This is a genomic window from Microbacterium deferens, from assembly GCF_045517775.1.
Taxonomy (GTDB): Bacteria; Actinomycetota; Actinomycetes; order Actinomycetales; family Microbacteriaceae; genus Microbacterium.
On the sequence record NZ_JBEUWT010000001.1, the window covers coordinates 656920 to 678066 of the forward strand.

Consider the following 21147-nt stretch of genomic DNA (forward strand, 5'->3'; position numbering starts at 1 on the left):
TGTGCTCGCGCACGTGAGCGGCGGGGCGGCGGGGTCAGTAACCCGCGAAGGCGTCGGTGGTCAGCGAGCGAGCGCGCCCCAGAGCCGGCGCGAGGTCGGCGATCAGCGCGGGCGGACCCGAGATGTAGGCATGACGGCCCTCGATGTCGGGGACCGCGCGGATGAGGCCGTCGGAGTCGAGGCGGGTGCTGCGGCCGGCCCACGTCCAGCGCGGGGGTAGATCGGCCGGCTCGTCGCGCGTGAAGACCACGACGGGGATGCCCGCGGCGACGATATCGTCGCGGAAGGCCAGTTCGTCCGCCGACGAGGCGACGTAGACGAGCACGATGTCGCGGTCCTGGTCGGTGGCGACGAGGTGACGCAACTGCGACACGAAGGGCGTCACGCCGATCCCCGCGGCCACCAGCAGCACCGGTGACGACGACTTCACGGGCAGCAGGAAGTCGCCCCACACGCCCGTGACAGCCAGCGGCGAGCCCGGCGCGACCTCGGCGAGGGCGCGCTTGAAGCTGCTCTTCGACCCCTCCTTGAACGCGATCCGCACCATCGGCAGGTCTTCGGGAGCCGAGGCGATCGAGAACTCGCGCCGCGTTCCCCGCGCATCGGGGTGCGTGTGAGGGACGTCGAGCTCGAGGTACTGCCCGGGGCGGAACGCGAACGGGCGCTTCGCCTCGAACGTGAGCTCGCGCACGGTGGGGGTCAGGTCGCGTCGGCGCTCGAGCGTCAGACGCACCGCCGCGCGGAGGGCGAAGAAGAACGCGAGCAGGTTGCCGATGAGGAGCGCGCGCTCCTGACCGAGCGTGACGGTGCCGATGCCGAGGTCGACCGGGATGGGCCACCCGGCGAAGACGCCGACGACGACGGCGACGGTGTACTGCTGCCATCGACGCGGCGGCATGGTCAGCGGCTCGGACAGCATGAAGGCGCCGAGGAAGAGGAACGGCGAGGAGAACGCGACCTGGGTGAGCAGCACGCCCGGGTCGATCGTCTCGCCGATCGCCTGGTACTGCGACGACGTGCGAAGGAAGGCGACCGCCGTCGCCACGATCCAGAAACCCACCACCATGCGCAGCTTCTCGGTTCGCCAGAGGATCGCGACCCCCAGCACGACGACGGGCGCCGCGAGCACGGGGGTGCCCACCCACCACGACGAGGCGCCCAGGTCGGGGGCGAGAACGCTGACGAAGGTCAGCACCGTGGCGCCGACGGCCGCGGGGTTGAAGATGTGACGGCCTCGCCAGACGAGCACGTACTTGGAGAGGGATGCGGCGACCGCGGCGAGCACGACGCCCAGGATCGCGATCGGCTCGAGCGTCGGACGCAGCACGAACAGGAGGATCGCCGCGGTGATGAATGACGACTCGAAGCGTCGAGGGAGGCGCAGCACGCTCTGCGCGGCGAGGTCGGTGCCCGCGCACGCGAGGGCGAGCACGACCGCCGTGACGAGGATCTCGAACGGCCCGGGGCCGACGAGGTCGAAGAACGACAGCACGAACGACAGCGCGGCCAGCACGGCGAGCGACATCATCACGAGTCGGTACATCGAGACGCGTCCGAGGACGGCGAGAACGCGGGAAGAACCCGCGACGAGGGTGGCGATCACGTGAACAACTCTGCCTCACTGCCCGGCGACCACTCCACGCGGCCGTCCGTGCGCATTCGAACCCAGTGGGCTCCCCAGGAAGCGGCGAGCTCGGGCCCGCCGTCGAAGAACAGCGCCGTCGCGAGCGCGTCGGCGTGCAGGGCGTCGGGGGCGATCGCCCACGTCGCCGCGTACGCGCGCACGGGGGCGCCCGTCCGCGCGTCGAGCACGTGGTGCAGCCCCTCGCCCCAGGCGCGGCGGGTGACGGCCGAGGCGCACAGCGCAGCATCCGCCACCGTCACGACGCCGATGACGCGGCGCGGATCGTACGGATGCTCCAACCCGATCCGCTGAGCGGTCCCGCGCACGGCGAGGTCGCCGCCGCCGTCGACGACGAAACCGCCGTCGACGGCGCGCGAGACGACATCGGTCACGAGGTCGACCAGCCGCCCTTTACCCAGAGCACCCACGTCGATCGTCGCGGGTGCGGCCACCGCGAGGGTGCCGGCATCCCACCGCACGATCTCGCGCCACTGCTCGGGCGCCGCGACCGGGTCGCCCTGCGCGGCGAGCGAGTACCGCGCGTCATAGCCCAGGCGGGCGAGCGATGCGCCCACGAGCGGGTTCACCGCCCCTCGCGTGGCCGTGTCGAGCTCGGTGTAGACGTCGAGCATCGCGGCGGCATCGGGCGGAACGGGAGCAGAGCCTCCTGCGCCGGCCAATCGAGACACGACCGAGTCGTCGCGGAACCGCGACCAGTCGCGGTCGAACGCGTCGATCACGGTCTCGACCTCACGGCGCACCCCATGATCGAGCGGGGCGTCGGTCTCGATCGACCACACCGTGCCGATCGCCTCGAACGACCACACCGCGCGGGTGGGAGTCGCGCTGCTCACGACGCCGGTCAGGCTGCGGCTTCGGACTTGATCGTCTGGAGAGCCTTGGTGAACCCGCCGCTGGTGAGCGACGACCCCGCGACACGGCTGACCGAGACGTCGTCGACCAGCTTGCCCACGACCTCGTCGGAGATGCCCCCGATGAACTCCGACTGGTACCGCTTCGACTCGGCGGCCTGCGGGTCGCCGGTCACCTCGACGGCCGTGACGACGTCGCTCTCGAGCGTGATCGTCACCTCGACGGTCTCGACCGACTCCGGGGTCGAGTACGACCCCTCGGCCGTGTAGGTCCCGTCGGTGTAGGCGCTGCCGACGATCGACCCCGTGTCGGTGCCGGTTGCGGTCGAGGACGAGGGAGCGGTGGTCGCGGGCGTCGTCTCTTCGGCGTCAGCGGCGGGCGTCGTGGTGCCGGCGCATCCGGCGAGGGCGACCATGCCGAGGACGCCGACGAGGGCGCCTCCGGCTCGGACGGGGCGGGGTACGGCGGTGGTGCGGATCATGGGGGGTGCTCCTTCAGCAGTGCCTCGCGATCCTGCTGCTCTACCGAGCAGGATCGTCACTCAGGTGACACGAGACCATCAGCGTGACGGTTCACCTTATGCGCGCACTGTGGAAGGGTTTACGCCTCGCCGCCGAACATGCTCGTGACCGAACCGTCCTCGAAGACCTCGCGCACGGCGCGGGCGAGAAGGGGCGCGATCGGCAGCACGATGAGCGACGGGAAACGCTTCTCCTCCGGGATGGGAACCGTGTCGGTCACGACGACCTGGTCGATGGCGGGATGCTGCAGCCGCTCACGAGCCGGATCGCTGAAGATCGCGTGGGTCGCCGCGACGATGACCTTGCGCGCGCCCGCGTCTTTCAGCGCCTGCGCCGCCTTCGCGATCGTGCCGCCCGTGTCGATCATGTCGTCGACGAGGAGGCAGGTGCGGCCGTCGACCTCACCGACGATCTCGCGCACCGTGACCTGGTTGGCGACCTTCGGGTCGCGGCGCTTGTGGATGATCGCCAGCGGAGCGTTGAGGCTGTCCGACCAGGTGTCGGCGACGCGCACGCGGCCCATGTCGGGAGACACGACGGTCAGCGTCTCGCGGTCTTCGGGGCTCAGGTTCGCCTGGAAGTGTTCGAGCAGCACGGGCTTGGCGAAGAGGTGGTCGACCGGCCCGTCGAAGAAGCCCTGGATCTGCGCGGCGTGCAGGTCGACGCTCATCACGCGGTCAGCGCCGGCCGTCTTCAGCAGGTCGGCGACGAGGCGGGCGCTGATGGGCTCGCGGCCACGGCCCTTCTTGTCCTGCCGCGAGTACGGGAAGTAGGGGGCGACGACGGTGATGCGCTTCGCCGACGCGCGCTTGAGCGCATCGAGCATGATGAGCAGTTCCATCAGCCACTCGTTGACCGGGGGGCCGAACGACTGGATCACGAACACGTCGCAGCCGCGGATCGAGACCTCGAACCGGGTGTAGATCTCGCCCGACGCGAAGGTGCGGTGCTCGGTGGGCGCGAGCTCGGTGCCGAGCTGCTGCGCGACCTGGTGCGCGAGGTCGGGGTGCGAACGACCCGTCGCGACCACGAGCCGCTTCTTGGTCTTGGCGACCAAGCCCGGGGCGATGTCGTTCTCGCGGTCGAGGTCTACGGTCTTCTTCTTACGAGCCATCGCCGGCTTCCTGTGCAGACCGGGCGCGTGCCGCGGCGGCTGCCGCTCCGGTGCCCGATCGGTTCTTGTCGACCCACCCCTCGATGTTGCGCTGGGGGGCCACGCTGAGTGCCAGGGCGCCGGGAGGAACATCCTTGCGGACGACGGCTCCCGCGCCGGTCTTCGCGCCGTCTCCGATCCTAACGGGCGCGACGAAGACGTTGTGCGAGCCGGTGTGCACCTCGTCGCCGATCTCGGTGCGGTGCTTGGTCACGTCGTCGTAGTTCGCCGTGATCGCGCCGGCTCCGAGGTTCACCCGCTCGCCGATGGTGGTGTCGCCGATGTACGACAGGTGCGGCACCTTGCTGCCCTCACCGATCGTGGAGTTCTTCGTCTCCACGAACGTGCCGATCTTGCCCTTGGCACCCAGCACCGTGTTCGGTCGGAGGTAGGCGAACGGACCCACGGTCGCCTTCGCTCCGATCACGGCGAGCGTGGCATCGGTGCGGGTGACCGTCGCGTCCTCCCCCACCTCGCAGTCGACGAGGCTCGTGTCGGGACCGATCAGAGCGCCCCGGCCCACGGTCGTGGAGCGCAGGATGTGGGTGTTCGGCAGCACGGTGACGTCGGGGGCGAGCGTCGCGGTGACGTCGATCCAGGTCGTTGCCGGGTCGAGGATCGTGACGCCCTCGAGCTGCCAGTGCCGCACCGTTCGCGCGTTGAGGATGCGCGCAGCCTCCGAGAGCTGCACGCGATCGTTCACCCCGAGCGCGGTCGAGGCGTCGGGAGCGTCGGCGGCAGCCACCGTGTGGCGGGAGTCGCGGAGGAGTCGAACGACGTCGGTCAGGTACTTCTCGCCCTGCGCGTTCGCCGTGCCCACCAGCTCGAGGTGAGTACGCAGTGACGGCGCCTGGAAGACGTAGACACCGACGTTGATCTCGGTGACGGATGCTTCGTCGGCCGTCGCATCCTTCTGCTCCACGATGCGCTCGACGCCGCCGCCGGCTCCGCGGATGATGCGGCCGTAACCGGTGGGATCGTCCAGTCGTGCGCTCAGTAGGGTCGCCGCCGCCCGCTGAGCGCGGTGGGTGTCGAGCAGGTCGGAGAGCGTCGACGACTCCAGCAGCGGCACGTCGGCACTGAGGACGAGCACATCGCCGTCGAAGTCGCCGAGCTCGGCGAGGGCGACCTGCACCGCGCGTCCCGTTCCGGGGATCTCGTCCTGATCGACGATGACGACGCCGGGAGCGAGACCGAGCACGGTGTCGGCGACGAGATCGCGCTCGTGGCGCACCACGACGATGACGCGCGTGGGGTTCAAGGCCCCGGCCGTGTCGAGCACGTGCCCGACGAGCGGACGACCGCCCACCGCGTGCAGCACCTTCGGCAGGGTGGAGCGCATGCGCGTTCCTTGGCCTGCGGCCAGGATCACGATGGCGAGTTCGCTCGTTTCGTTCATGCTCCGCCGCCAGGATTCGAACCTAGACCTAACAGCTCCAAAGGCTGTCGTGCTGCCATTACACCACGGCGGACCGCGCCCGCCTCGGGGCTGTCGGCGCCCGACAAGTCTGCCATGCGCGTGCCGTCGTCTCCGCCCCGCTTCCCCGTCGCGAAGGGCGGGTCGACCGCCGCATCCGTGACGGCGGAGCTTCGTCGTCGACGCTCGCCTGTCGCACTCGGCGGGTCGCACCCGCACACGGCGACAGGCGAAGACGCCCTCGTCGACAGGGCCGGGGCGCGGCTCGACATAATGGTGCGATGACCCAGCACAGCGACGAGGTGGACCGCATCGTCGACGCCTGGGTGCGCCAACGCCCCGATCTCGACTTCTCGCCCCTGGAAGTGCTCTCCCGCGTCGACCGGCTCTCCCGCCACCTCGACCGGGCGCGCAAGGAGGCGTTCCGCCGCAGCGACCTCGAGTCGTGGGAGTGGGACGTGCTGTCGGCACTCCGCCGGGCGGGCGAGCCGTTCCAGCTGAGCCCGAAGCAGCTGCTCCAGCAGACCCTCGTCTCCAGCGGCACCATGACGAACCGTATCGACCGCCTGGTCGGGCGGCGGCTCGTGCGGCGGGAGTCGGACCCCGGCGACGGACGCAGCATCCTGGTCACCCTCACCGCCGACGGACGAACGCGCGTCGACGCGGCGATCACGCGCCTCGTCGACGCCGAGGCGGTGCTGCTCGGTGCGCTCTCGCGCGGCGATCGAGACCGCCTGGCCGGGCTGCTGCGCAAGCTCAGCCTCGGCTTCGACTCCTGACGCCGCGGCTCAGCCCAGCGCCTCGCTCAGCTCTAACCAGCGGACTTCCAGTTCGTCGCGTTCGGCTTCGAGAGCGGTGATCTTCGCCATCTCGGCCCCGAGCCCCTCGTAGTCGGACGGATCCCACTCGGCCAGCGCCGTGCGCGCCGTCGACACCTGGGCGTCGAGCTTCACGATGCGTCGCTCGATCGACGAGACCTCTTTCTGCGCCGCGCGCAGCTCGGCTCCGGCGAGAGACGAGGCCGACGGCTGGGCCGTGGCAGCACGACCGGATGCGTCGCCCTCGCCCGCCGCGCGGAGCTTCAGGTACTGATCGACACCCCCGGGCAGGTGCCGGAGCTTGCCGCCGAGGATCGCGTACTGCTGATCGGTGACGCGCTCGAGGAAGTACCGGTCGTGCGAGACCACCAGCAGGGTGCCCGGCCACGAGTCGAGGAGATCCTCCATCGCCGCGAGCATGTCGGTGTCGAGGTCGTTCGTGGGCTCGTCGAGGATCAGCACGTTCGGCTGATCGAGCAGGATCAGCAGCAGCTGCAGGCGCCGCTTCTGTCCGCCCGAGAGATCCTTCACCGGGGTGGAGAGCTGCGCGCTGGAGAAACCGAGCTGCTCGAGCAGCTGTCCGGGTGAGAGTTCCTGCGCTTTCGAGCCGGTGCCGAACGTGTACGACGTGCGCAACCGGGAGATCACCACGCGCACGGGATCCTTGAGGTGCTGCTCGAGCTCGTCGAGGCGCTGCGTCAGCGTCGCGACATGCACGGTCTTGCCGCGCTTGACGCGGCCCTCGGTGGGCTGGATCGATCCGTCCACGAGGCCGAGGAGAGTCGACTTGCCGGCGCCGTTGACGCCCAGGATGCCGGTGCGCTCCCCCGGGGCGATCAGCCACGTGACGTCGTCGAAGACCTGGCGCGCCTGCTCTGAGCCCGTCGAGGGGTAGCTCACGGCCACGTCGATCAGGTCGACGACGTCTTTGCCCAGTCGTGACGTCGCCAGCGACTGCAGCGCGATGCGATCGCGGATCTCGGGCACATCCGCGATGAGTTCGTTCGCCGCGTCGATGCGGAACTTGGGCTTGGTCGATCGCGCGGGCGCGCCGCGGCGCAGCCACGCGAGTTCTTTCTTGGCGAGGTTTTGACGACGCGCCTCGATCGTCGCCGACTGCCGATCGCGTTCCACACGCTGCAGGATGTAAGCCGCGTATCCACCCTCGAAGGCCTCGACGATGCGGTCGTGCACCTCCCACGTCACGGTGCTCACCTCGTCGAGGAACCACCGGTCGTGCGTCACGACCAGAAGGGCCCCCGAACTCGCCGCCCACCGGCGCTTCACGTGTGCGGCAAGCCAGGTGATCGCCTCGACGTCGAGGTGGTTCGTCGGCTCGTCGAGGAAGAGGATGTCCCAGTCTCCCGAGAGCAGCCGCGCGAGCGCGACTCGGCGGCGCTGACCGCCCGAGAGCGTTCCGATGCGCGCCTCCCAGGGGACGTCGGACAGGAGGCCGGCGATCACGTCGCGCGTGCGCGCGTCGCCCGCCCACTCGTGCTCCGCGCGCCCATCGACGACAGCGTTCGAGACGGTGTCGTCATCGTCGAGCTCATCGGCCTGGTGCAACACGCCCACCGTGACGCCGCTGCGGACCGTGACGCGTCCGGAGTCGGGTTGACGCAGGCCCGCCAGCATGCCCAGGAGGCTGGACTTACCGTCGCCGTTGCGGCCGACGATGCCGATGCGATCGCCCTCCGACACCCCCACGGTCACGGAGTCGAAAACGACTTTGGTCGGGTACTCGAGATGCAGGGACTCGGCCCCGAGAAGATGCGCCATATTGCCTCCAGGCTACGGGGTCGCGGGTGTGCGGATGGTGTGCGCGGGTGGCGGCGTGATAACGGTGCGGGCTGCGCGGTGTCACGGACCGCGACACCGCTCCGCCCGTTCCACCCACCTTTGCCCGAATCAACATCTTGCGGCGGCATTGGAGTGAGGATCCTAGCGCGAACGTGTTGATCGGATGCTGCCCGGTGACGCGACGAGGGCCGCCCGGCGGATGCCGGACGGCCCTCGGGGAACGGATGCTGGTCAGGCCAGGCCGTTCTCCTTCAGCCAGTCGGCCGCGATGTCGCTCGCCGAACGCTGGTCGACCGTGTTCTGCACGTTCAGCGTGACGAGGCCCTCGGGAGTCAGCGCCGCGCTGATCTTGTTGATGACGTCGGCTGCGTCTGCCGGGAAGTCGGCGCTCACGACGGGCACGATGTTCGAGGCGAGGAACAGGCCCTCGGGGTCTTCCAGCACGACGAGGTCGTCGGTCTCGATGCGCGGATCGGCCGTGTAGACGTTCGCGATGTTGACGGTGCCGGCGAGGAGATCCTCGACGGTGGTGTCACCGGTCGGGGTGAACGAGACGTCCACGCCGTAGGTGTCCTTCAGACCGGTCGGACCGTAGGGACGCTCCGCCAGCTCGGCGTTGCCACCGAGCGTCAGCGGGACCGTGACGTTCGCCAGGTCGGCGATCGTGGTGAGGTCGTTCTCCTGGGCGAAAGCGGCCGTGACCGTGTAGGAGTCCTGGTCGGTCGCCGCCGACTGGTCGAGAACCTTCAGGCCCTCGGGCAGCGCGTCGGGGAGCGCCGCGTAGACCTCGTCGGACGTGCGCGCGGTCGTCGCGTCGTCGAAGTACTGCAGCAGGTTGCCGGAGTACTCGGGGAACAGGTTGACCGAGCCGTCTTCGAGCAGCGGGATATAGGCGTCGCGCTGTCCGATGCTGAACTGGGTCGTGACCTCGAAGCCGGCGGCCTCGAGAGCCTGGGCGTAGATCTCGGCGATGATCTCGTTCGAGGGGTAGGCCTGCGAGCCGACGACGATGGGACCGTCGGATCCGCCGTCGCCGGCCGACGCACCGGAATCAAGCGGGCTGCTGGACGAGCAGCCGGCCAGGGCGAGGAGCGCCGCCGCGCCGACGGCTGTGCCGACGAGGCCCTTTCGAGTTCGTGCTGTGAACATGTGATCTCTCTTTTCCTTGGTGGGGTTCGTGTTCCCGAGGGCGTCTAACGGGCGGCGTCAGCCGTCGTGACGCTCACCGGTCGTTCTTCGATTGCGGTGCGCGAGGTCTTCTTGCGGCCTTCCGAACCGGCAGCGACGGCACCGGCGCGAATGCCGCGCGGCACGACCAGGTGCTGGACGATCGCGAACAGCGCATCGAGCACCAGGGCGAGAACGGCGACGAGGATGGCACCGCCGATGATCACGTCGAGCTGGCGCAGCTGCAGACCACTGATGATGTACTGCCCGAGTCCTCCCAGACCGATGTACGCGGCGATCGCCACGGTGGCGACCACCTGCAGCGTTCCGGCCCGCAGCCCGCCGACGAGCAGGGGTAGTCCGAGCGGCACCTCGATGCGCCACAGGATCTGCCACTCGGTCATTCCCATCGCCCGCCCGGCGTCGACGACCCGTCGATCGATCGCCTCGAGACCCGTGTAGGCACCGGCGAGGATCGACGGGATGGCCAGGATGACGAAGGTGATCACCGCGGCCTCGGGCTTGCGCAGCACGCCGAGGAGCAGCACGAGGAGGATCAGCAGACCGAACGAGGGGATGGCGCGCGCGGCGCCCGAGATCGCGACCGCCACCTCGCGACCGCGCCCGGTGTGGCCGATGGCCCAACCGACGGGCACCGCGATGAGGGCCGCGATGACGACCGAGACGAAGGTGTAGGCCAGCTGCTGGAAGAGGGCGAGCTGCAGCGGGAGGTCGCCGGACAGACGGTCGGGCGAGAAGATCCACGCGAAGGCGTCGATGAAGAGGTTCATGCTGTCGCCTCCGCACCGATCGGGGCGCGGCGCGCACGGCGAACCGACGTCGCCCGCGTCCACGGCATGAGCAGTCGACCGGCCACGACGAGCACGAAGTCGACGAGCAGCGCGAGCAGCACCACCACCACGACCCCGGCCAGCACCTCGGGGATGATCCGGCGCTGCAGACCGTTCGTGAACAGGTAGCCGAGGTTGATCACGCCGACGAGGATGCCCACCGTCGCGAGCGAGATGGTGCTCGCCGCGGCGACGCGCAGGCCCGCGAGGATGACCGGACCCGCGAGCGGGAAGTCGACCGCCCAGAAGCGGCGGAACGTGCCGTACCCGATGGCGGTCGATGCCTGGCGCACGCCGGGGTCGACGGAGTCGAGACCGTCTGCGACGGAGCGCACGAGGATCGCGACCGCATAGATCGCGAGGGCCACGATGAGGTTGGTCTCGCTGACGATGCTGTAGCCCAGGACGGACGGCAGCAGGATGAGCAGCGCGAGCGACGGGATCGTGTAGAGCAGACCCGTGATCGTGATGACACCGCTGCGCACGAGACGGTAACGCCACGCCACCCATCCGAGCGGCACCGAGACGACGAACCCGATCACCAGCGGGATGACGCTCTGACGCAGATGGTCGAGCGTCAGGCCGCCGATGAGACCGAGGTTGTCGAGAACCCAGCTCACCCGGTGGGTCCGTCCACGAGCGCACCTTGCGTGCGTCCTTCACCGTCGACGAGGAACGACCCGTTCGCCGTCGTCTCGATGTGCAGCGCCCGCTTGCCGCGCTCCGTTCCGACGAAGCTGGCGACGAAGTCGTTGGCCGGGTTCTGGATGATCTCCGTCGGCGTGCCGAGCTGGGCGACCTTGGCGCCCTTCTCGAGGATGACGACCTGATCGCCGAGCAGGAACGCCTCGTCGATGTCGTGGGTGACGAACACGATCGTCTTGCCGATGTCGCGCTGCAGTCGAAGCAGTTCTTCTTGCAGCTCGGCCCGCACGATCGGGTCGACGGCCCCGAACGGCTCGTCCATGAGGAGGATGTTGGGATCGGCGGCGAGTCCGCGCGCCACTCCGACGCGCTGCTGCTGACCGCCCGAGAGCTGACTCGGGTAACGGTCGGCCATGGAGGGCTCCAACCCGACCGTCTCCATCAGCTCGAGAGCCCGGGTGCGGGCGGCTTTGCGCGACTGTCCCTGCAGCACCGGCACCGTTGCGATGTTGTCGGCGACGGTGAAGTGCGGCAGCAGACCGGAGTTCTGCATGACGTAACCGATGCTGCGACGCAACTCCACCGGCGAGCGGTCGGCGATGTTCTCGCCGTCGATCGAGATGGTGCCGGCGGTGGGCTCGACCATGCGGTTGATCATGCGCAACAGAGTGGTCTTGCCGCATCCCGAAGATCCGACGAAGACGGTCGTCTTGCGCGACGGCAGAACGAGGTCGAAGTCGCCCACCGCGCGCGTGCCGTCGGGGAATTCCTTCGAGACGTTCGTGAACTCGATCATGTCGACCGCCTCAGTCCTGGACCGATACCTTCCGGTCGAACGCCACGAAGCCCGCGAAGTCGCCGCCGGCCTTCTCCACCGCGCCGGGCAGCAGGTCGGGATACGACCACGCCCCGTCGGTGAGCTCGGCGCCGTCGAGCGCGATGCTCCAGTACTGCGCCGCACCCTTCCAGGGGCACGTGTAGGGGGTGGGGGTCTTCGTCAGCGCACCCTCGCGGATGCTGGCGGGCGGGAAGTACCAGTTGCCTTCGATCGAGATCAGATCTTCGCGATCCGCCTCAGCGATCACGACACCGTCGAGCACAGCCTTCATGAGTCCTCCTCGGAGCTCCGCAGGGCACGGAAACCCGTGCGATCCCGCCACGGTACCCGAGGCTACCGACGCCCGGCTCGGTCTCGACCGAGATTGCCGCGTATGACGCCGACGTGTTATGTGATCGCGTCAGACGACGCGCGCGCCCGAGACGGGTCCGTGCACGTGGAGCGCGGAGAAGCCGGCAGCGCTGAGGGTGATCTGGAGATCGAGCGCGGATGCGTCGTCGGCGGCGAGGAACGCCAGGGTAGGGCCCGAACCCGACACGATGCCGGCCAACGCCCCGGCCTTCTCCCCCGTCTCGAGTGCTGCGCCGAGGTCGGGGCGCAGAAGCAGCGCCGGTGCCTGCAGGTCGTTGCGGAGCGCCGCGGCGAGCATGCCCGCGTCGCCCTGGCGCAGCGCGTGCAGCACGTCGGGGTCGACGCGCGGCTGCCTCGGTGCGGGACCGATGTCGACGAGGTGGCGCGCACGGTGGGCGTCCAGCTCGCCGTAGACGACGGGGGTCGACATCCCCTCGTCGCTGACCACCAGCACCCAGTCGAACCGTCCGCGCGCGAGTGCGGGGCTCAGCTCGTCGCCGCGGCCCGTCCCGATCGCGGTGCCCCCGAGGAGCGCGAACGGCACGTCCGCCCCGAGCCGCGCGCCCAGACGGGCAAGCTCCGCGGTGGACAGCCCGGTGCCCCAGAGCGCATCGCACGCGACCAGGGCGGCCGCAGCATCCGCCGATCCGCCGCCCATACCGCCGGCGACCGGAACCGACTTGCGGATCTCGAGGTGCACGCCGCGATCGACCCCGGCGGCCCCGGCGAGCAGTCGCGCCGCCCGGACCGCGAGGTTGCGGTCGTCGACCGGCACGTCGCCGATCGCGACGGTCCCCGAGACGTGGGCCGTGATCTCGTCGGCATCACTCGCCCAGAGATCTTCGTACAGCGAGACGGCCTGGTAGGCCGTGGCGACGTCGTGGTACCCGTCGTCCTGCACGTCGCCGACCTCGAGGAAGACGTTGATCTTTCCCGGCGCGCGCACGTGCACGCGCTCGGACGACGACGCGAGAGTCACTGCTTCGCCGAATCCGCCCACGGATCGGCGCCGACGATGTCAGAGATGGCGTCGATGCGCTCGAGCTCCTCGGAGTCGAACGCGGGGCCGTCGAGAGCGGCGATGTTGTCGTCGAGCTGCTCGACACGGGAAGCGCCGATGAGAGCGGAGGCGACCACCGGGTCGCGCAGCACCCACTGGATCGCCATCTGGGCGAGCGTCTGCCCGCGCTCCTTGGCGATGAGGTTCAGGGTGCGCAGCGCCGACACCGTGCGATGCGGCAGCGCCGCCTCCGGCAGCGACGACCGCTTCTGAGCACGGGTGGCCCGTCCGTCGCCGAGGTACTTGTCGGTCAGGAGCCCCTGCGCGAGCGGGGTGAACGCGATCGCGCCCATCTGCTCCTGACGCAGGACGCCGGTCAGGCCGTCCTCCACCCACCGGTTCACGATGGAGTACGACGGCTGGTGGATCACGAGGGGCGTGCCCATCGAGCGCGCGACGGCAACGGCCTCGGCCGTGAGCTCGGCACTGTAGGACGAGATGCCGACGTAGAGGGCCTTGCCGTCGCGGACGAGGGTGTCGAGCGCCCCGATGGTCTCCTCGATCGGCGTGACCGGGTCGACCCGGTGCGAGTAGAACACGTCGACGTAGTCGAGCCCCATCCGCTTCAGCGAGGCATCGGCGCTGGCGATCAGGTACTTGCGCGAGCCGTAGTTCCCGTAGGGCCCGGGCCACATGTCGTACCCCGCCTTGGACGAGATGATCAGCTCGTCGCGGTAGGGCGCGAGGTCTTCTCGCATCATGCGGCCGAAGTTCGTCTCGGCCGAGCCGTAGGGCGGTCCGTAGTTGTTGGCGAGGTCGAAGTGCGTGATGCCCCGGTCGAAGGCGTGACGAAGAAGCGCGCGCTGCTGATCGAACGGGATGTTGTCACCGAAGTTCCACCACAGCCCGAGCGAGATCGGCGGCAGGTACAGCCCGCTCGTTCCGACCTGGCGGTACTCGACTCCCGAGTACCGTTCGGCCCGGGCGGCGTACGGCCGGTGCAGGTCTCGAACTTCGGCGCCGAAACGGTCGGAATCACTCACTCTTCGACCCTAGCGCGCGACCCCGCCCCCGAAGGAAGCCGTTGTGAAATGCGGGCGCAACACGGTGTGTTTACCTTTAGTACACCTTCGCGCTCGCGAAGCGCGCCACATCCTGCCCTTCAAGGAGCCTCGTTGCCCCGAATCACACCGCTGCCGGCCGAGACCGATCCGCTTCGCCGCATCCTCTCGCGCGACGACGTCCGCCTCTCCGACGGCATCCTGCATCTCGTCGGAGACGACACCGCTCCGGCCGAAGCTCGCGACGCCGACCTTCTCTACATCGCCGCAGCGCTGGAGTCCGCGTCGATCGACATCCTGCTCGTGCGCGACACCAACCGCCGCCCGAAGATCGTCGTGGATCTGGCGGATGCTGCAGCCGCGCTCTCGGCGCTGCGCCTGGCCGCAGCGGACGAACCGCTCTACCTCAAGACGTCGGGTGAAGACCCCACACCCGTGCACACCGCGACGCTCGCGACCGACGCCGTCTCGGCGATGGCCGTCTTCCGCCCCCGCGCCTCCGTCGACGGCGCGTTCCGCTACGGTTCCGCCCTGGCGCCGCACCTCGAGTTCTGGCGATTCGGCGACACGCTGGTCGAAGCCCCGCGTCCCAACGCCCTCACCCGACGCGTGATGGCCGCCTCCGACCTGTCCTTCGTCGAGGTCGAACGCCACGGTCGTCGCTGGCGCACCGTGGAGGGCATGTTCGAGCCCCACGCGAACGAGTTCACCGAAGACGTCGACATGGTCTTCTCGTGGGTGGACGGCACCGACTCGGAGTTCCAGCGCCAGCGAGCCGCCCGCATGCAGGGGTACGTGGTCGGCGACGGCGACGACGCCCCCGCGCGGTACCGCCAGATCGACGAGCTCCGCTATGCGCTGCGCAGCGTGCACATGTACGCACCCTGGGTGCGGCGCATCTTCATCGCGACCGACTCCCCGCGGCCGGCGTGGCTCGACGACCACCCGAACGTGACGATCGTGCGGAGCGAGGAGTTCTTCGCCGACCCGTCGACGCTCCCCACTCACAACTCGCATGCGGTCGAAGCGCAGCTGCACCGCATCGAGGGGCTCGCAGAGCACTTCCTCTACAGCAACGACGACATGTTCTTCGGTCGCCCCGTCTCGCCGGAGCTGTTCTTCAGCGGATCGGGCGTCAGCCGGTTCGTCGAGAGCGGCATCCGCATCGGCAGTGGGGCGTCAGCCCCGGAGCGCTCGGGCCACGACAACGCGCTGCGGGTGAACCGTGCGCTGCTGCGCGAACGCTTCGGGCGCGTGATCACCCACGACCTCGAGCACAGCGCCGTCCCGATGCGCCGATCCATCGCCGCAGAACTCGAGCGCACCTTCGCCGACGACTACGCCCGCACGGCGGGCAGCCGATTCCGTTCGGCCACCGATGTCTCGGTGACGAACAGCCTGTACCACTACTACTCGCTGTTCACCGGGCGGGCGGTCGTGACGACCGAGCCGAGGGTGCGCTACATACAGACCACGAAGCTCGATTCGCTCCGCAGGATGGAGCGCCTGATCGAGCGGCGCGACACCGACATGTTCTGCCTCAACGACGGCAGCGAACCGGAGATCCCCGAAGAGATGCGGGTCAAGGCGCTGCGCTCGTGCCTCGAGCGCTATTTCCCGGTGCGCGCGCCGTGGGAGCGCGCCGATGTCGCCTCCGCCGAACTCAGCGGATCGACGTCATCGGAGCCGTCGGCGGCGTCGATGGTGTGAGCGCGCGAGCCGCGGGCGTCTCGATGCCCGCGGCACGCAGTCTCGCGAGCGACTCCGCAGCATCCACGAACTGCAGCGGTGCCGCGGTGTCGAGCGGAACGACCGAGTGCACCACGGTGTCGTCGTAGACGTGGATGAGGTTGAACCCCTGTGCGCCGTCGTGGGGGCGCGTTCCGCCGACCGGCACGGTGAGGTCCTGCGTGTAGCAGGTGGCCGAAGCGACCGACACCGGGATGCCCGCGAACGTCGCGAACGTGGAGTAGTGCAGGTGGCCGCCGATGATGGCACGCACGTCGCTGCCGCGCAGCACGTCGCCCAGGCGACGCTGATCGCGCAGTTCGACGGATGCTGCGAGCTCGAGCACGCTCGGAACGGGCGGGTGGTGCAGGGCCAGGATCGTGCCGAGGGGCGCCGGCGTCGAGAGCTCGCCGGCGAGCCAGCGCAGCTGTGCGTCGGTCACCTCGCCGTGGTGATGCCCCGGAACGGTGGTGTCGAGCGTGATGACGCGCAGGCCGTCGAGCTCGTCGACCCGGTCGACGGGCGCGTCGCCGGCCGCATCGCCCGGTAGGAGCCGCGCGCGGAAGGCGGCGCGATCGTCGTGGTTGCCCATGACCCAGATCACACGCGCGTCGAGCGACGCGGCGAGCGGCTCGACCAGGGCGGCGATCCGGTCGTAGGCGTCGTCCTCGCCGTGGTCGGCGAGATCGCCGGTGAAGATCAGCGCGTCGGGCTGCACGCCCGAGGCCGAGATCGCGGCGAGCGCACGGGCGAGATAGGCCTCGGAATCGACGCTGTCGTACAGCGGGGCGCCGTGCGCGCGCAGGTGAGTGTCACTCAGGTGGAGCAGTACCCGCTCGGGTTTGGGGTACTCCGCATACCGCATGTGTCTCCTCGTGCCGTGGAGCCGGAAGTCCGGCTGCCGGGCGATCATCGTGGCAGAACGAGGGAAATGTTACAGACATGTTTCGTGAACGTCGGGTGGACACGTCATGAAACGCTGATGCGGGCGATGCGGAGGTAGTCCTCGACGCCGAGCTCCTCGCCGCGAGCCGTCGGCGCGACGCCGGCGCTCTCGAGCAGGGCGGATGCTTCGGCGGCCGTCGTGCCGACGACGCCCGCGAGGGCCTGCCGCAGCATCTTGCGTCGCTGCTGGAACGCCGCATCCACGATCGCGAAGGTGCGGCGGCGTTCCTCCTCCGTGCCACGCGTCTCGGAGTCGAGGGTGAAGGCGACGAGCACGGAGTCGACGTTGGGCACCGGCCAGAACACCTGTCGAGACACGTTTCCGGCGAGCCGCCACGATCCGTACCAGGCCGCCTTGACGCTGGGCGCGCCGTAGATCTTCGAGCCGGGGCCCGCGGCCATGCGCTCCCCCACCTCGGCCTGCACCATCACGACACCGCGCTGCAGCGCCGGGAAGGTCTCGAGGAAATGCAGCAGCACGGGCACCGAGACGTTGTAGGGCAGGTTCGCCACGAGCACCTCGGGGTCGCCCGGAAGCTCCGTCACTCTCAACGCGTCGGCGTCGACGACGGTCAACGCGCCGGCGGGGACGCCGTGTGCAGCGGCCGTTTCGGCGAGGCGAGCGGCGAGGCGGTGGTCGATCTCGACCGCCGTCACCGTCGCGCCGGTTTCGAGGATGGCGAGGGTGAGCGAACCGAGACCCGGGCCGATCTCGACGACACGGTCGCTGGCGGTCACGCCCGCGACCTGCACGATGCGTCTGACGCTGTTCGCATCGACGACGAAGTTCTGCCCGAGCTTCTTGGTCGGGGTGACGTCGAGCTCCGCCGCCAGTCGGCGGATCTCGGTCGCCCCGAGCAGGGTTACAGGCATCCTTTTACCCTACGACCTCGCGCGCAAGCCTTCGTCTTGTCTCCCGGCGAGGAGTACGGTGACGGCCATGACATCAACCGGCACCATTCCCGCGAACGCGTTCTCGATGAAGAGCCCGTTCGGTCGACGCGCAGCCGCCCTCTCGATCGCTGCCGCCGTCGGCGGGTTCCTTTTCGGGTTCGACTCCTCGGTGATCAACGGCGCCGTCGACTCGATCCAAGAGAACTTCGCCCTGGGCGAGTTCCTCAAGGGGTTCGTGGTCGCCATCGCGCTGCTCGGCTGCGCGCTCGGCGCCATCATCGCCGGCAACCTCTCCGACCGCTGGGGCCGGCTGCGCGTGATGAAGCTCGGCGCGATCATGTTCCTCGTCTCCTCTGTCGGATCGGCGCTCACCTTCAGCGTGCCCGACCTGATCCTCTGGCGCGTGATCGGCGGCATCGGCATCGGCATCGCCTCGGTGGTCGCTCCCGCGTACATCGCCGAGATCGCACCGCGGCAGATCCGCGGCGCGCTGGCCTCGCTCCAGCAGCTCGCGATCACGCTCGGCATCTTCGCCGCGCTGCTGAGCGATGCGGTGCTCGCCACCTCCGCGGGTGGGGCCTCGGAGCAGCTGTGGTGGGGCCTGGAGGCCTGGCGGTGGATGTTCCTCATCGGCGTCGTCCCCGCGGCCGTGTACGGCGCGCTGGCGTTCGTCATGCCCGAGTCGCCGCGCTACCTGCTGTCGAAGGACCGCGCCGACGAGGCCCGCGCGATCTTCGCGCGCCTCGTGCCGCCCGCCGACCTCGACAAGTCGGTGAACGAGATCGCGCAGGCCATCGAGACCGACCGCAAGAACGCGAACGCGTCGCTGCGCGGACCGGTGCTGGGGCTGCAGGGCATCGTGTGGACCGGCATCATCCTCTCGGTCTTCCAGCAGTTCGTCGGCATCAACGTGATCTTCTACTACTCGACCACTCTCTGGCAGGCGGTCGGCTTCGGCGAGAGCAACTCGCTGCTCATCAGCGTGATCACCTCGGTGACGAACGTCGTGGTGACCCTGATCGCGATCTGGCTGGTCGACCGCGTCGGACGCAAGCCCATCCTCCTCACCGGATCCACGCTCATGGCGCTGTCGCTCGGCACGATGGCGCTGGCCTTCGCCTTCGCCGAGACCGTGGACGGCGAAGTGAGCCTCCCCGGGGCGTGGGGCCCGATCGCGCTGGTCGCCGCGAACCTGTTCGTCGTCGGATTCGGCGCATCGTGGGGTCCGCTGGTGTGGGTGCTGCTCGGCGAGATCTTCCCGAGCCGCATCCGCGGCAAGGCGCTCGGCGTCGCCGCCGCCGCGCAGTGGGTCGCCAACTTCCTCATCACCGTGACGTTCCCCGTCATGTCGGAATGGTCCCTCCCGCTGACCTACGGCATGTACGCGCTGTTCGCCGCCCTGTCGTTCGTGTACGTCGCGATCAAGATCCCCGAGACGAAGGGCATGGCGCTGGAGCAGTCCGAGACGCTGTTCACCGAGAAGAACGCCAAGAGGAAGGCCGCTTCCGACGCGAAGGGCTGAACCCCCGCGACCTGCGGCAGGATGGACACCGTGCCGAGGCTCCGTCCCTGAAGAAGGGCCCGCCCGGGCCCGCACAGGCAGGATGGACGCATGACCAGGTTCGTCGTGGTTCCCCAGTGGCAGGGTTCGTCGTCGTCGCGCGCGATGCAGCTCGTCGACGGGGCGGACGCCATCGCCGGAGATCTGCCGCGCAGCGCCACGACGCGGCTCGACATCCCCCTCGAAGCCGGTGACGCGCTCGGCTCGGGCGTGCACCGGCTGAGCGCGCTGCATCGCGTTCGCACCCAGGTCGAAGAGGCGGTGAGAGAGGCCACCGAGACCGTCGTCGTCGTCGGCGGCGACTGCGGTGTCACGCTCGGCTCGGTCTCGGCCGTCGCCGGCGACGATCTCGCCGTCGTCTGGCTCGACGCGCACGCCGACGCCCACAACCCCGAGACGTCGGCGTCGGGGGCCTTCCACGGCATGGTCCTGCGCAGCATCCTGGGCGACGGTCCCGACGGCATGACCGTCGAGGCCGGGCTCGTCACGCCGTCGCGCGTCGTGCTGGCCGGCACGCGCTCCCTCGACCTCGAAGAGGAGCTCTACGTCGCCGGGTCGGAGATCCGGATGCTGACGCCCACCGACCTGTCCAACCACGACGCTCTCGCCGACGCGGTCGAGGCGACCGGCGCCGCGCGTGTCTACGTGCACGTCGACCTCGACGTGCTGGATCCCGCGGAGATCACCGGAATCGGCCTCGCGGAGCCCTTCGGGGTGGCGACCGCTGACCTCATCGGTTCGATCCGCGCGTTGCGGGCCCGGATGCCGCTCGCCGGCGCATCCCTGACCGAGTTCTCGCCCTCCTCGCCGGACGCCGCCGTCGACGACCTCGGCACGATCCTCCGCATCGTCGGGGCGCTCGCGTGAGCCCGGTCGCCACGCCGCCCGACGGGTGGGAGCAACGCGCCGAGCGCGCCGTCGAGCGCGGTCGCCGACTCGATCGGTGGATTCCGTCGTTCCTCCTCGACTCCCCTCTGAGCCGGCTGGGCTATCTCTACGGCACGGCCACAGGGTGGATCTGGGGCACGATCTGGAGCACCGGGCGCGTCGAGCGCCACGGCGATCTCTGGGTCTTCCGCGGGATGCCCGCCTGGACCTACGGGCGCGGCGGCGTCTGCGTGGGCGGATGCTTCCTCACCGGATCCGCGCGAGTGACCCCCGCAATACTGCGCCATGAGGCCGTGCATCAGCGGCAGTGGCGGCACTACGGCATGCTCATGCCGTTCCTGTACGCCTTCGCCGGGCGCGATCCGTTGCGCAACCGCTTCGAGATCGAGGCCGGCCTGGTCGACGGCAACTACGTCCCTCGCGACGCGTGATGCGGGGCGCCTCCCGGCGAAACACACGCATCGGCTGAGACCCACCGCCTGGCGGTGTGTCTCGCCCGAAAGTGCGTATCAGCGGGGGTTGCGAGCGGGCGTCAGCGGGCGGTCGCGAGTCCGAACCGCTCGGGGGTGTGGATCGTGGAGGCATCGACGGCGTATGCCGAGGTCAGCTCGTCGACGATGTCGGCCGTCCCCAGGTATCCGCCGAGCAGGAAGACCCGCGTGTGGGCTGCGGACTCGGCGTCGCAGAGCATCTCGCCCGCCCACCCCGTCACGGCGCGGGTCAGTGCCTCACCGGGGGTGCACGAACGGGCGGTGCCGGGCGCGCCGGCGCGACGCGAACGGTCGAGCCAGGTGACCGTCATGCGGGCGGGGGCACGGAGGGGGCCGATCCACGACGCGTCGGGCACCTCGATGAACACGCGACCCGTCGAACAGATCGGGAGCGTCACGAGCAGCGTCTCGAGCTCGACCAGCGACGACTCGTCGGCCGTGATGAGGTGCTGCACGCGCGTGTGACGCGACGACCGGCAGACGGTCTCGTTGTGCTCGTTCTGGGTACCCATGACCCTCTC

Annotated in this window: 21 protein-coding genes and 1 tRNA gene; 5 read left to right on the top strand and 17 right to left on the bottom strand. The window is 69.6% G+C overall.

Translation table 11 applies throughout. The features are described from left to right. Positions 1-34 precede the first annotated feature (34 nt). The 6 genes from ABTU82_RS03260 to ABTU82_RS03285 all read right to left on the bottom strand — a co-directional run bounded on the left by ABTU82_RS03260 (position 35) and on the right by ABTU82_RS03285 (position 5643). Positions 35-1603 carry an FAD-dependent oxidoreductase gene (locus tag ABTU82_RS03260; RefSeq protein WP_407171710.1) on the bottom strand — a complete coding sequence of 523 codons (1569 nt, stop codon included), beginning with the start codon at positions 1601-1603 and terminating at the stop codon, positions 35-37. Continuing rightward, complete coding sequence (locus tag ABTU82_RS03265; RefSeq protein WP_407171712.1) at positions 1600-2478, bottom strand: FAD:protein FMN transferase; 879 nt, start codon at positions 2476-2478, stop codon at positions 1600-1602. The genes ABTU82_RS03260 and ABTU82_RS03265 overlap by 4 nt, the downstream gene beginning before the upstream one ends. 8 nt (positions 2479-2486) lie before the next feature. Further along, positions 2487-2978: a hypothetical protein gene (locus ABTU82_RS03270; RefSeq protein WP_407171713.1), complete on the bottom strand. Its 492-nt coding sequence runs from the start codon at positions 2976-2978 to the stop codon at positions 2487-2489. 119 nt (positions 2979-3097) lie between these two features. Continuing rightward, positions 3098-4132 (bottom strand): ribose-phosphate diphosphokinase, encoded by a 1035-nt coding sequence (locus ABTU82_RS03275; RefSeq protein ID WP_121149028.1) that lies wholly within the window; start codon positions 4130-4132, stop codon positions 3098-3100. Next, the gene (gene glmU, locus ABTU82_RS03280; RefSeq protein WP_116646129.1) at positions 4122-5570 is read right to left on the bottom strand and encodes a bifunctional UDP-N-acetylglucosamine diphosphorylase/glucosamine-1-phosphate N-acetyltransferase GlmU; all 1449 of its coding nucleotides are present in this window, start codon (positions 5568-5570) and stop codon (positions 4122-4124) included. The genes ABTU82_RS03275 and glmU overlap by 11 nt, the downstream gene beginning before the upstream one ends. A gap of 1 nt (position 5571) precedes the next feature. Next, positions 5572-5643, bottom strand: a tRNA-Gln gene (locus tag ABTU82_RS03285). Positions 5644-5869: 226 nt separating this feature from the next. Here ABTU82_RS03285 and ABTU82_RS03290 point away from each other — a divergent pair. Beyond that, positions 5870-6367 carry a MarR family winged helix-turn-helix transcriptional regulator gene (locus ABTU82_RS03290; RefSeq protein WP_116646127.1) on the top strand — a complete coding sequence of 166 codons (498 nt, stop codon included), beginning with the start codon at positions 5870-5872 and terminating at the stop codon, positions 6365-6367. A 9-nt stretch (positions 6368-6376) separates the two neighbouring features. Here the strand turns inward: ABTU82_RS03290 and ABTU82_RS03295 are convergent, their stop codons facing one another. The 8 genes from ABTU82_RS03295 to ABTU82_RS03330 form a co-directional block, all read right to left on the bottom strand. After that, positions 6377-8185, bottom strand: coding sequence for an ABC-F family ATP-binding cassette domain-containing protein (locus ABTU82_RS03295; RefSeq protein ID WP_407171716.1), 1809 nt, complete (start codon positions 8183-8185; stop codon positions 6377-6379). A 252-nt stretch (positions 8186-8437) separates the two neighbouring features. Beyond that, a complete protein-coding gene (locus ABTU82_RS03300; protein WP_407171717.1) occupies positions 8438-9355 on the bottom strand; it encodes an ABC transporter substrate-binding protein in 918 nt (305 codons plus the stop codon). Positions 9356-9399: 44 nt separating this feature from the next. Then, positions 9400-10164: an ABC transporter permease gene (locus tag ABTU82_RS03305; RefSeq protein WP_116646124.1), complete on the bottom strand. Its 765-nt coding sequence runs from the start codon at positions 10162-10164 to the stop codon at positions 9400-9402. Next, the gene (locus ABTU82_RS03310; RefSeq protein WP_116646123.1) at positions 10161-10844 is read right to left on the bottom strand and encodes an ABC transporter permease; all 684 of its coding nucleotides are present in this window, start codon (positions 10842-10844) and stop codon (positions 10161-10163) included. Before ABTU82_RS03310 ends, ABTU82_RS03305 begins: the two co-directional genes overlap by 4 nt. Continuing rightward, entirely contained in the window at positions 10841-11665 is an 825-nt protein-coding gene (locus ABTU82_RS03315; RefSeq protein WP_116646122.1) for an ABC transporter ATP-binding protein, read from the bottom strand. The genes ABTU82_RS03310 and ABTU82_RS03315 overlap by 4 nt, the downstream gene beginning before the upstream one ends. A gap of 10 nt (positions 11666-11675) precedes the next feature. Then, a complete protein-coding gene (locus tag ABTU82_RS03320; protein ID WP_116646121.1) occupies positions 11676-11978 on the bottom strand; it encodes a DUF427 domain-containing protein in 303 nt (100 codons plus the stop codon). A 129-nt stretch (positions 11979-12107) separates the two neighbouring features. Then, a complete protein-coding gene (locus ABTU82_RS03325; protein WP_116646763.1) occupies positions 12108-13037 on the bottom strand; it encodes a 4-(cytidine 5'-diphospho)-2-C-methyl-D-erythritol kinase in 930 nt (309 codons plus the stop codon). Next, positions 13034-14101 (bottom strand): aldo/keto reductase, encoded by a 1068-nt coding sequence (locus ABTU82_RS03330; protein ID WP_116646120.1) that lies wholly within the window; start codon positions 14099-14101, stop codon positions 13034-13036. Before ABTU82_RS03330 ends, ABTU82_RS03325 begins: the two co-directional genes overlap by 4 nt. A 132-nt stretch (positions 14102-14233) precedes the next feature. On the opposite strand from ABTU82_RS03330, the gene ABTU82_RS03335 reads away from it, so the two are divergent. Further along, positions 14234-15829 (top strand): stealth conserved region 3 domain-containing protein, encoded by a 1596-nt coding sequence (locus ABTU82_RS03335; RefSeq protein ID WP_116646119.1) that lies wholly within the window; start codon positions 14234-14236, stop codon positions 15827-15829. On the opposite strand, the gene ABTU82_RS03340 is transcribed toward ABTU82_RS03335, so the two are convergent. Next, the gene (locus ABTU82_RS03340) at positions 15783-16712 is read right to left on the bottom strand and encodes a phosphodiesterase (RefSeq protein ID WP_116646118.1); all 930 of its coding nucleotides are present in this window, start codon (positions 16710-16712) and stop codon (positions 15783-15785) included. The two genes, ABTU82_RS03335 and ABTU82_RS03340, sit on opposite strands and share 47 nt — an antisense overlap. Before the next feature lie 104 nt (positions 16713-16816). Then, the gene (gene rsmA, locus ABTU82_RS03345) at positions 16817-17665 is read right to left on the bottom strand and encodes a 16S rRNA (adenine(1518)-N(6)/adenine(1519)-N(6))-dimethyltransferase RsmA (RefSeq protein WP_116646117.1); all 849 of its coding nucleotides are present in this window, start codon (positions 17663-17665) and stop codon (positions 16817-16819) included. 67 nt (positions 17666-17732) lie between these two features. On the opposite strand from rsmA, the gene ABTU82_RS03350 reads away from it, so the two are divergent. The 3 genes from ABTU82_RS03350 to ABTU82_RS03360 all read left to right on the top strand — a co-directional run bounded on the left by ABTU82_RS03350 (position 17733) and on the right by ABTU82_RS03360 (position 20566). Further along, complete coding sequence (locus tag ABTU82_RS03350; RefSeq protein WP_116646116.1) at positions 17733-19208, top strand: sugar porter family MFS transporter; 1476 nt, start codon at positions 17733-17735, stop codon at positions 19206-19208. Positions 19209-19298: 90 nt separating this feature from the next. After that, positions 19299-20114: an arginase family protein gene (locus ABTU82_RS03355; RefSeq protein WP_407171725.1), complete on the top strand. Its 816-nt coding sequence runs from the start codon at positions 19299-19301 to the stop codon at positions 20112-20114. Further along, positions 20111-20566 (top strand): Fe-S oxidoreductase, encoded by a 456-nt coding sequence (locus ABTU82_RS03360; RefSeq protein WP_116646114.1) that lies wholly within the window; start codon positions 20111-20113, stop codon positions 20564-20566. Before ABTU82_RS03355 ends, ABTU82_RS03360 begins: the two co-directional genes overlap by 4 nt. 101 nt (positions 20567-20667) lie before the next feature. Here the strand turns inward: ABTU82_RS03360 and ABTU82_RS03365 are convergent, their stop codons facing one another. Beyond that, a complete protein-coding gene (locus tag ABTU82_RS03365) occupies positions 20668-21138 on the bottom strand; it encodes an SIP domain-containing protein (RefSeq protein ID WP_116646113.1) in 471 nt (156 codons plus the stop codon). Between the last annotated feature and the right edge of the window lie 9 nt (positions 21139-21147).

Bases quoted from the DNA above. Each gene is read 5' to 3' on its own strand.
- ABTU82_RS03270 (WP_407171713.1), bottom strand. From the start codon at position 2,978: ATGATCCGCACCACCGCCGTACCCCGCCCCGTCCGAGCCGGAGGCGCC.
- ABTU82_RS03275 (WP_121149028.1), bottom strand. From the start codon at position 4,132: ATGGCTCGTAAGAAGAAGACCGTAGACCTCGACCGCGAGAACGACATC.
- ABTU82_RS03295 (WP_407171716.1), bottom strand. From the start codon at position 8,185: ATGGCGCATCTTCTCGGGGCCGAGTCCCTGCATCTCGAGTACCCGACC.
- ABTU82_RS03355 (WP_407171725.1), top strand. From the start codon at position 19,299: ATGACCAGGTTCGTCGTGGTTCCCCAGTGGCAGGGTTCGTCGTCGTCG.
- glmU (WP_116646129.1), bottom strand. From the start codon at position 5,570: ATGAACGAAACGAGCGAACTCGCCATCGTGATCCTGGCCGCAGGCCAA.
- ABTU82_RS03350 (WP_116646116.1), top strand. From the start codon at position 17,733: ATGACATCAACCGGCACCATTCCCGCGAACGCGTTCTCGATGAAGAGC.
- ABTU82_RS03340 (WP_116646118.1), bottom strand. From the start codon at position 16,712: ATGCGGTATGCGGAGTACCCCAAACCCGAGCGGGTACTGCTCCACCTG.
- ABTU82_RS03320 (WP_116646121.1), bottom strand. From the start codon at position 11,978: ATGAAGGCTGTGCTCGACGGTGTCGTGATCGCTGAGGCGGATCGCGAA.
- ABTU82_RS03290 (WP_116646127.1), top strand. From the start codon at position 5,870: ATGACCCAGCACAGCGACGAGGTGGACCGCATCGTCGACGCCTGGGTG.
- ABTU82_RS03300 (WP_407171717.1), bottom strand. From the start codon at position 9,355: ATGTTCACAGCACGAACTCGAAAGGGCCTCGTCGGCACAGCCGTCGGC.
- rsmA (WP_116646117.1), bottom strand. From the start codon at position 17,665: ATGCCTGTAACCCTGCTCGGGGCGACCGAGATCCGCCGACTGGCGGCG.
- ABTU82_RS03315 (WP_116646122.1), bottom strand. From the start codon at position 11,665: ATGATCGAGTTCACGAACGTCTCGAAGGAATTCCCCGACGGCACGCGC.
- ABTU82_RS03365 (WP_116646113.1), bottom strand. From the start codon at position 21,138: ATGGGTACCCAGAACGAGCACAACGAGACCGTCTGCCGGTCGTCGCGT.
- ABTU82_RS03305 (WP_116646124.1), bottom strand. From the start codon at position 10,164: ATGAACCTCTTCATCGACGCCTTCGCGTGGATCTTCTCGCCCGACCGT.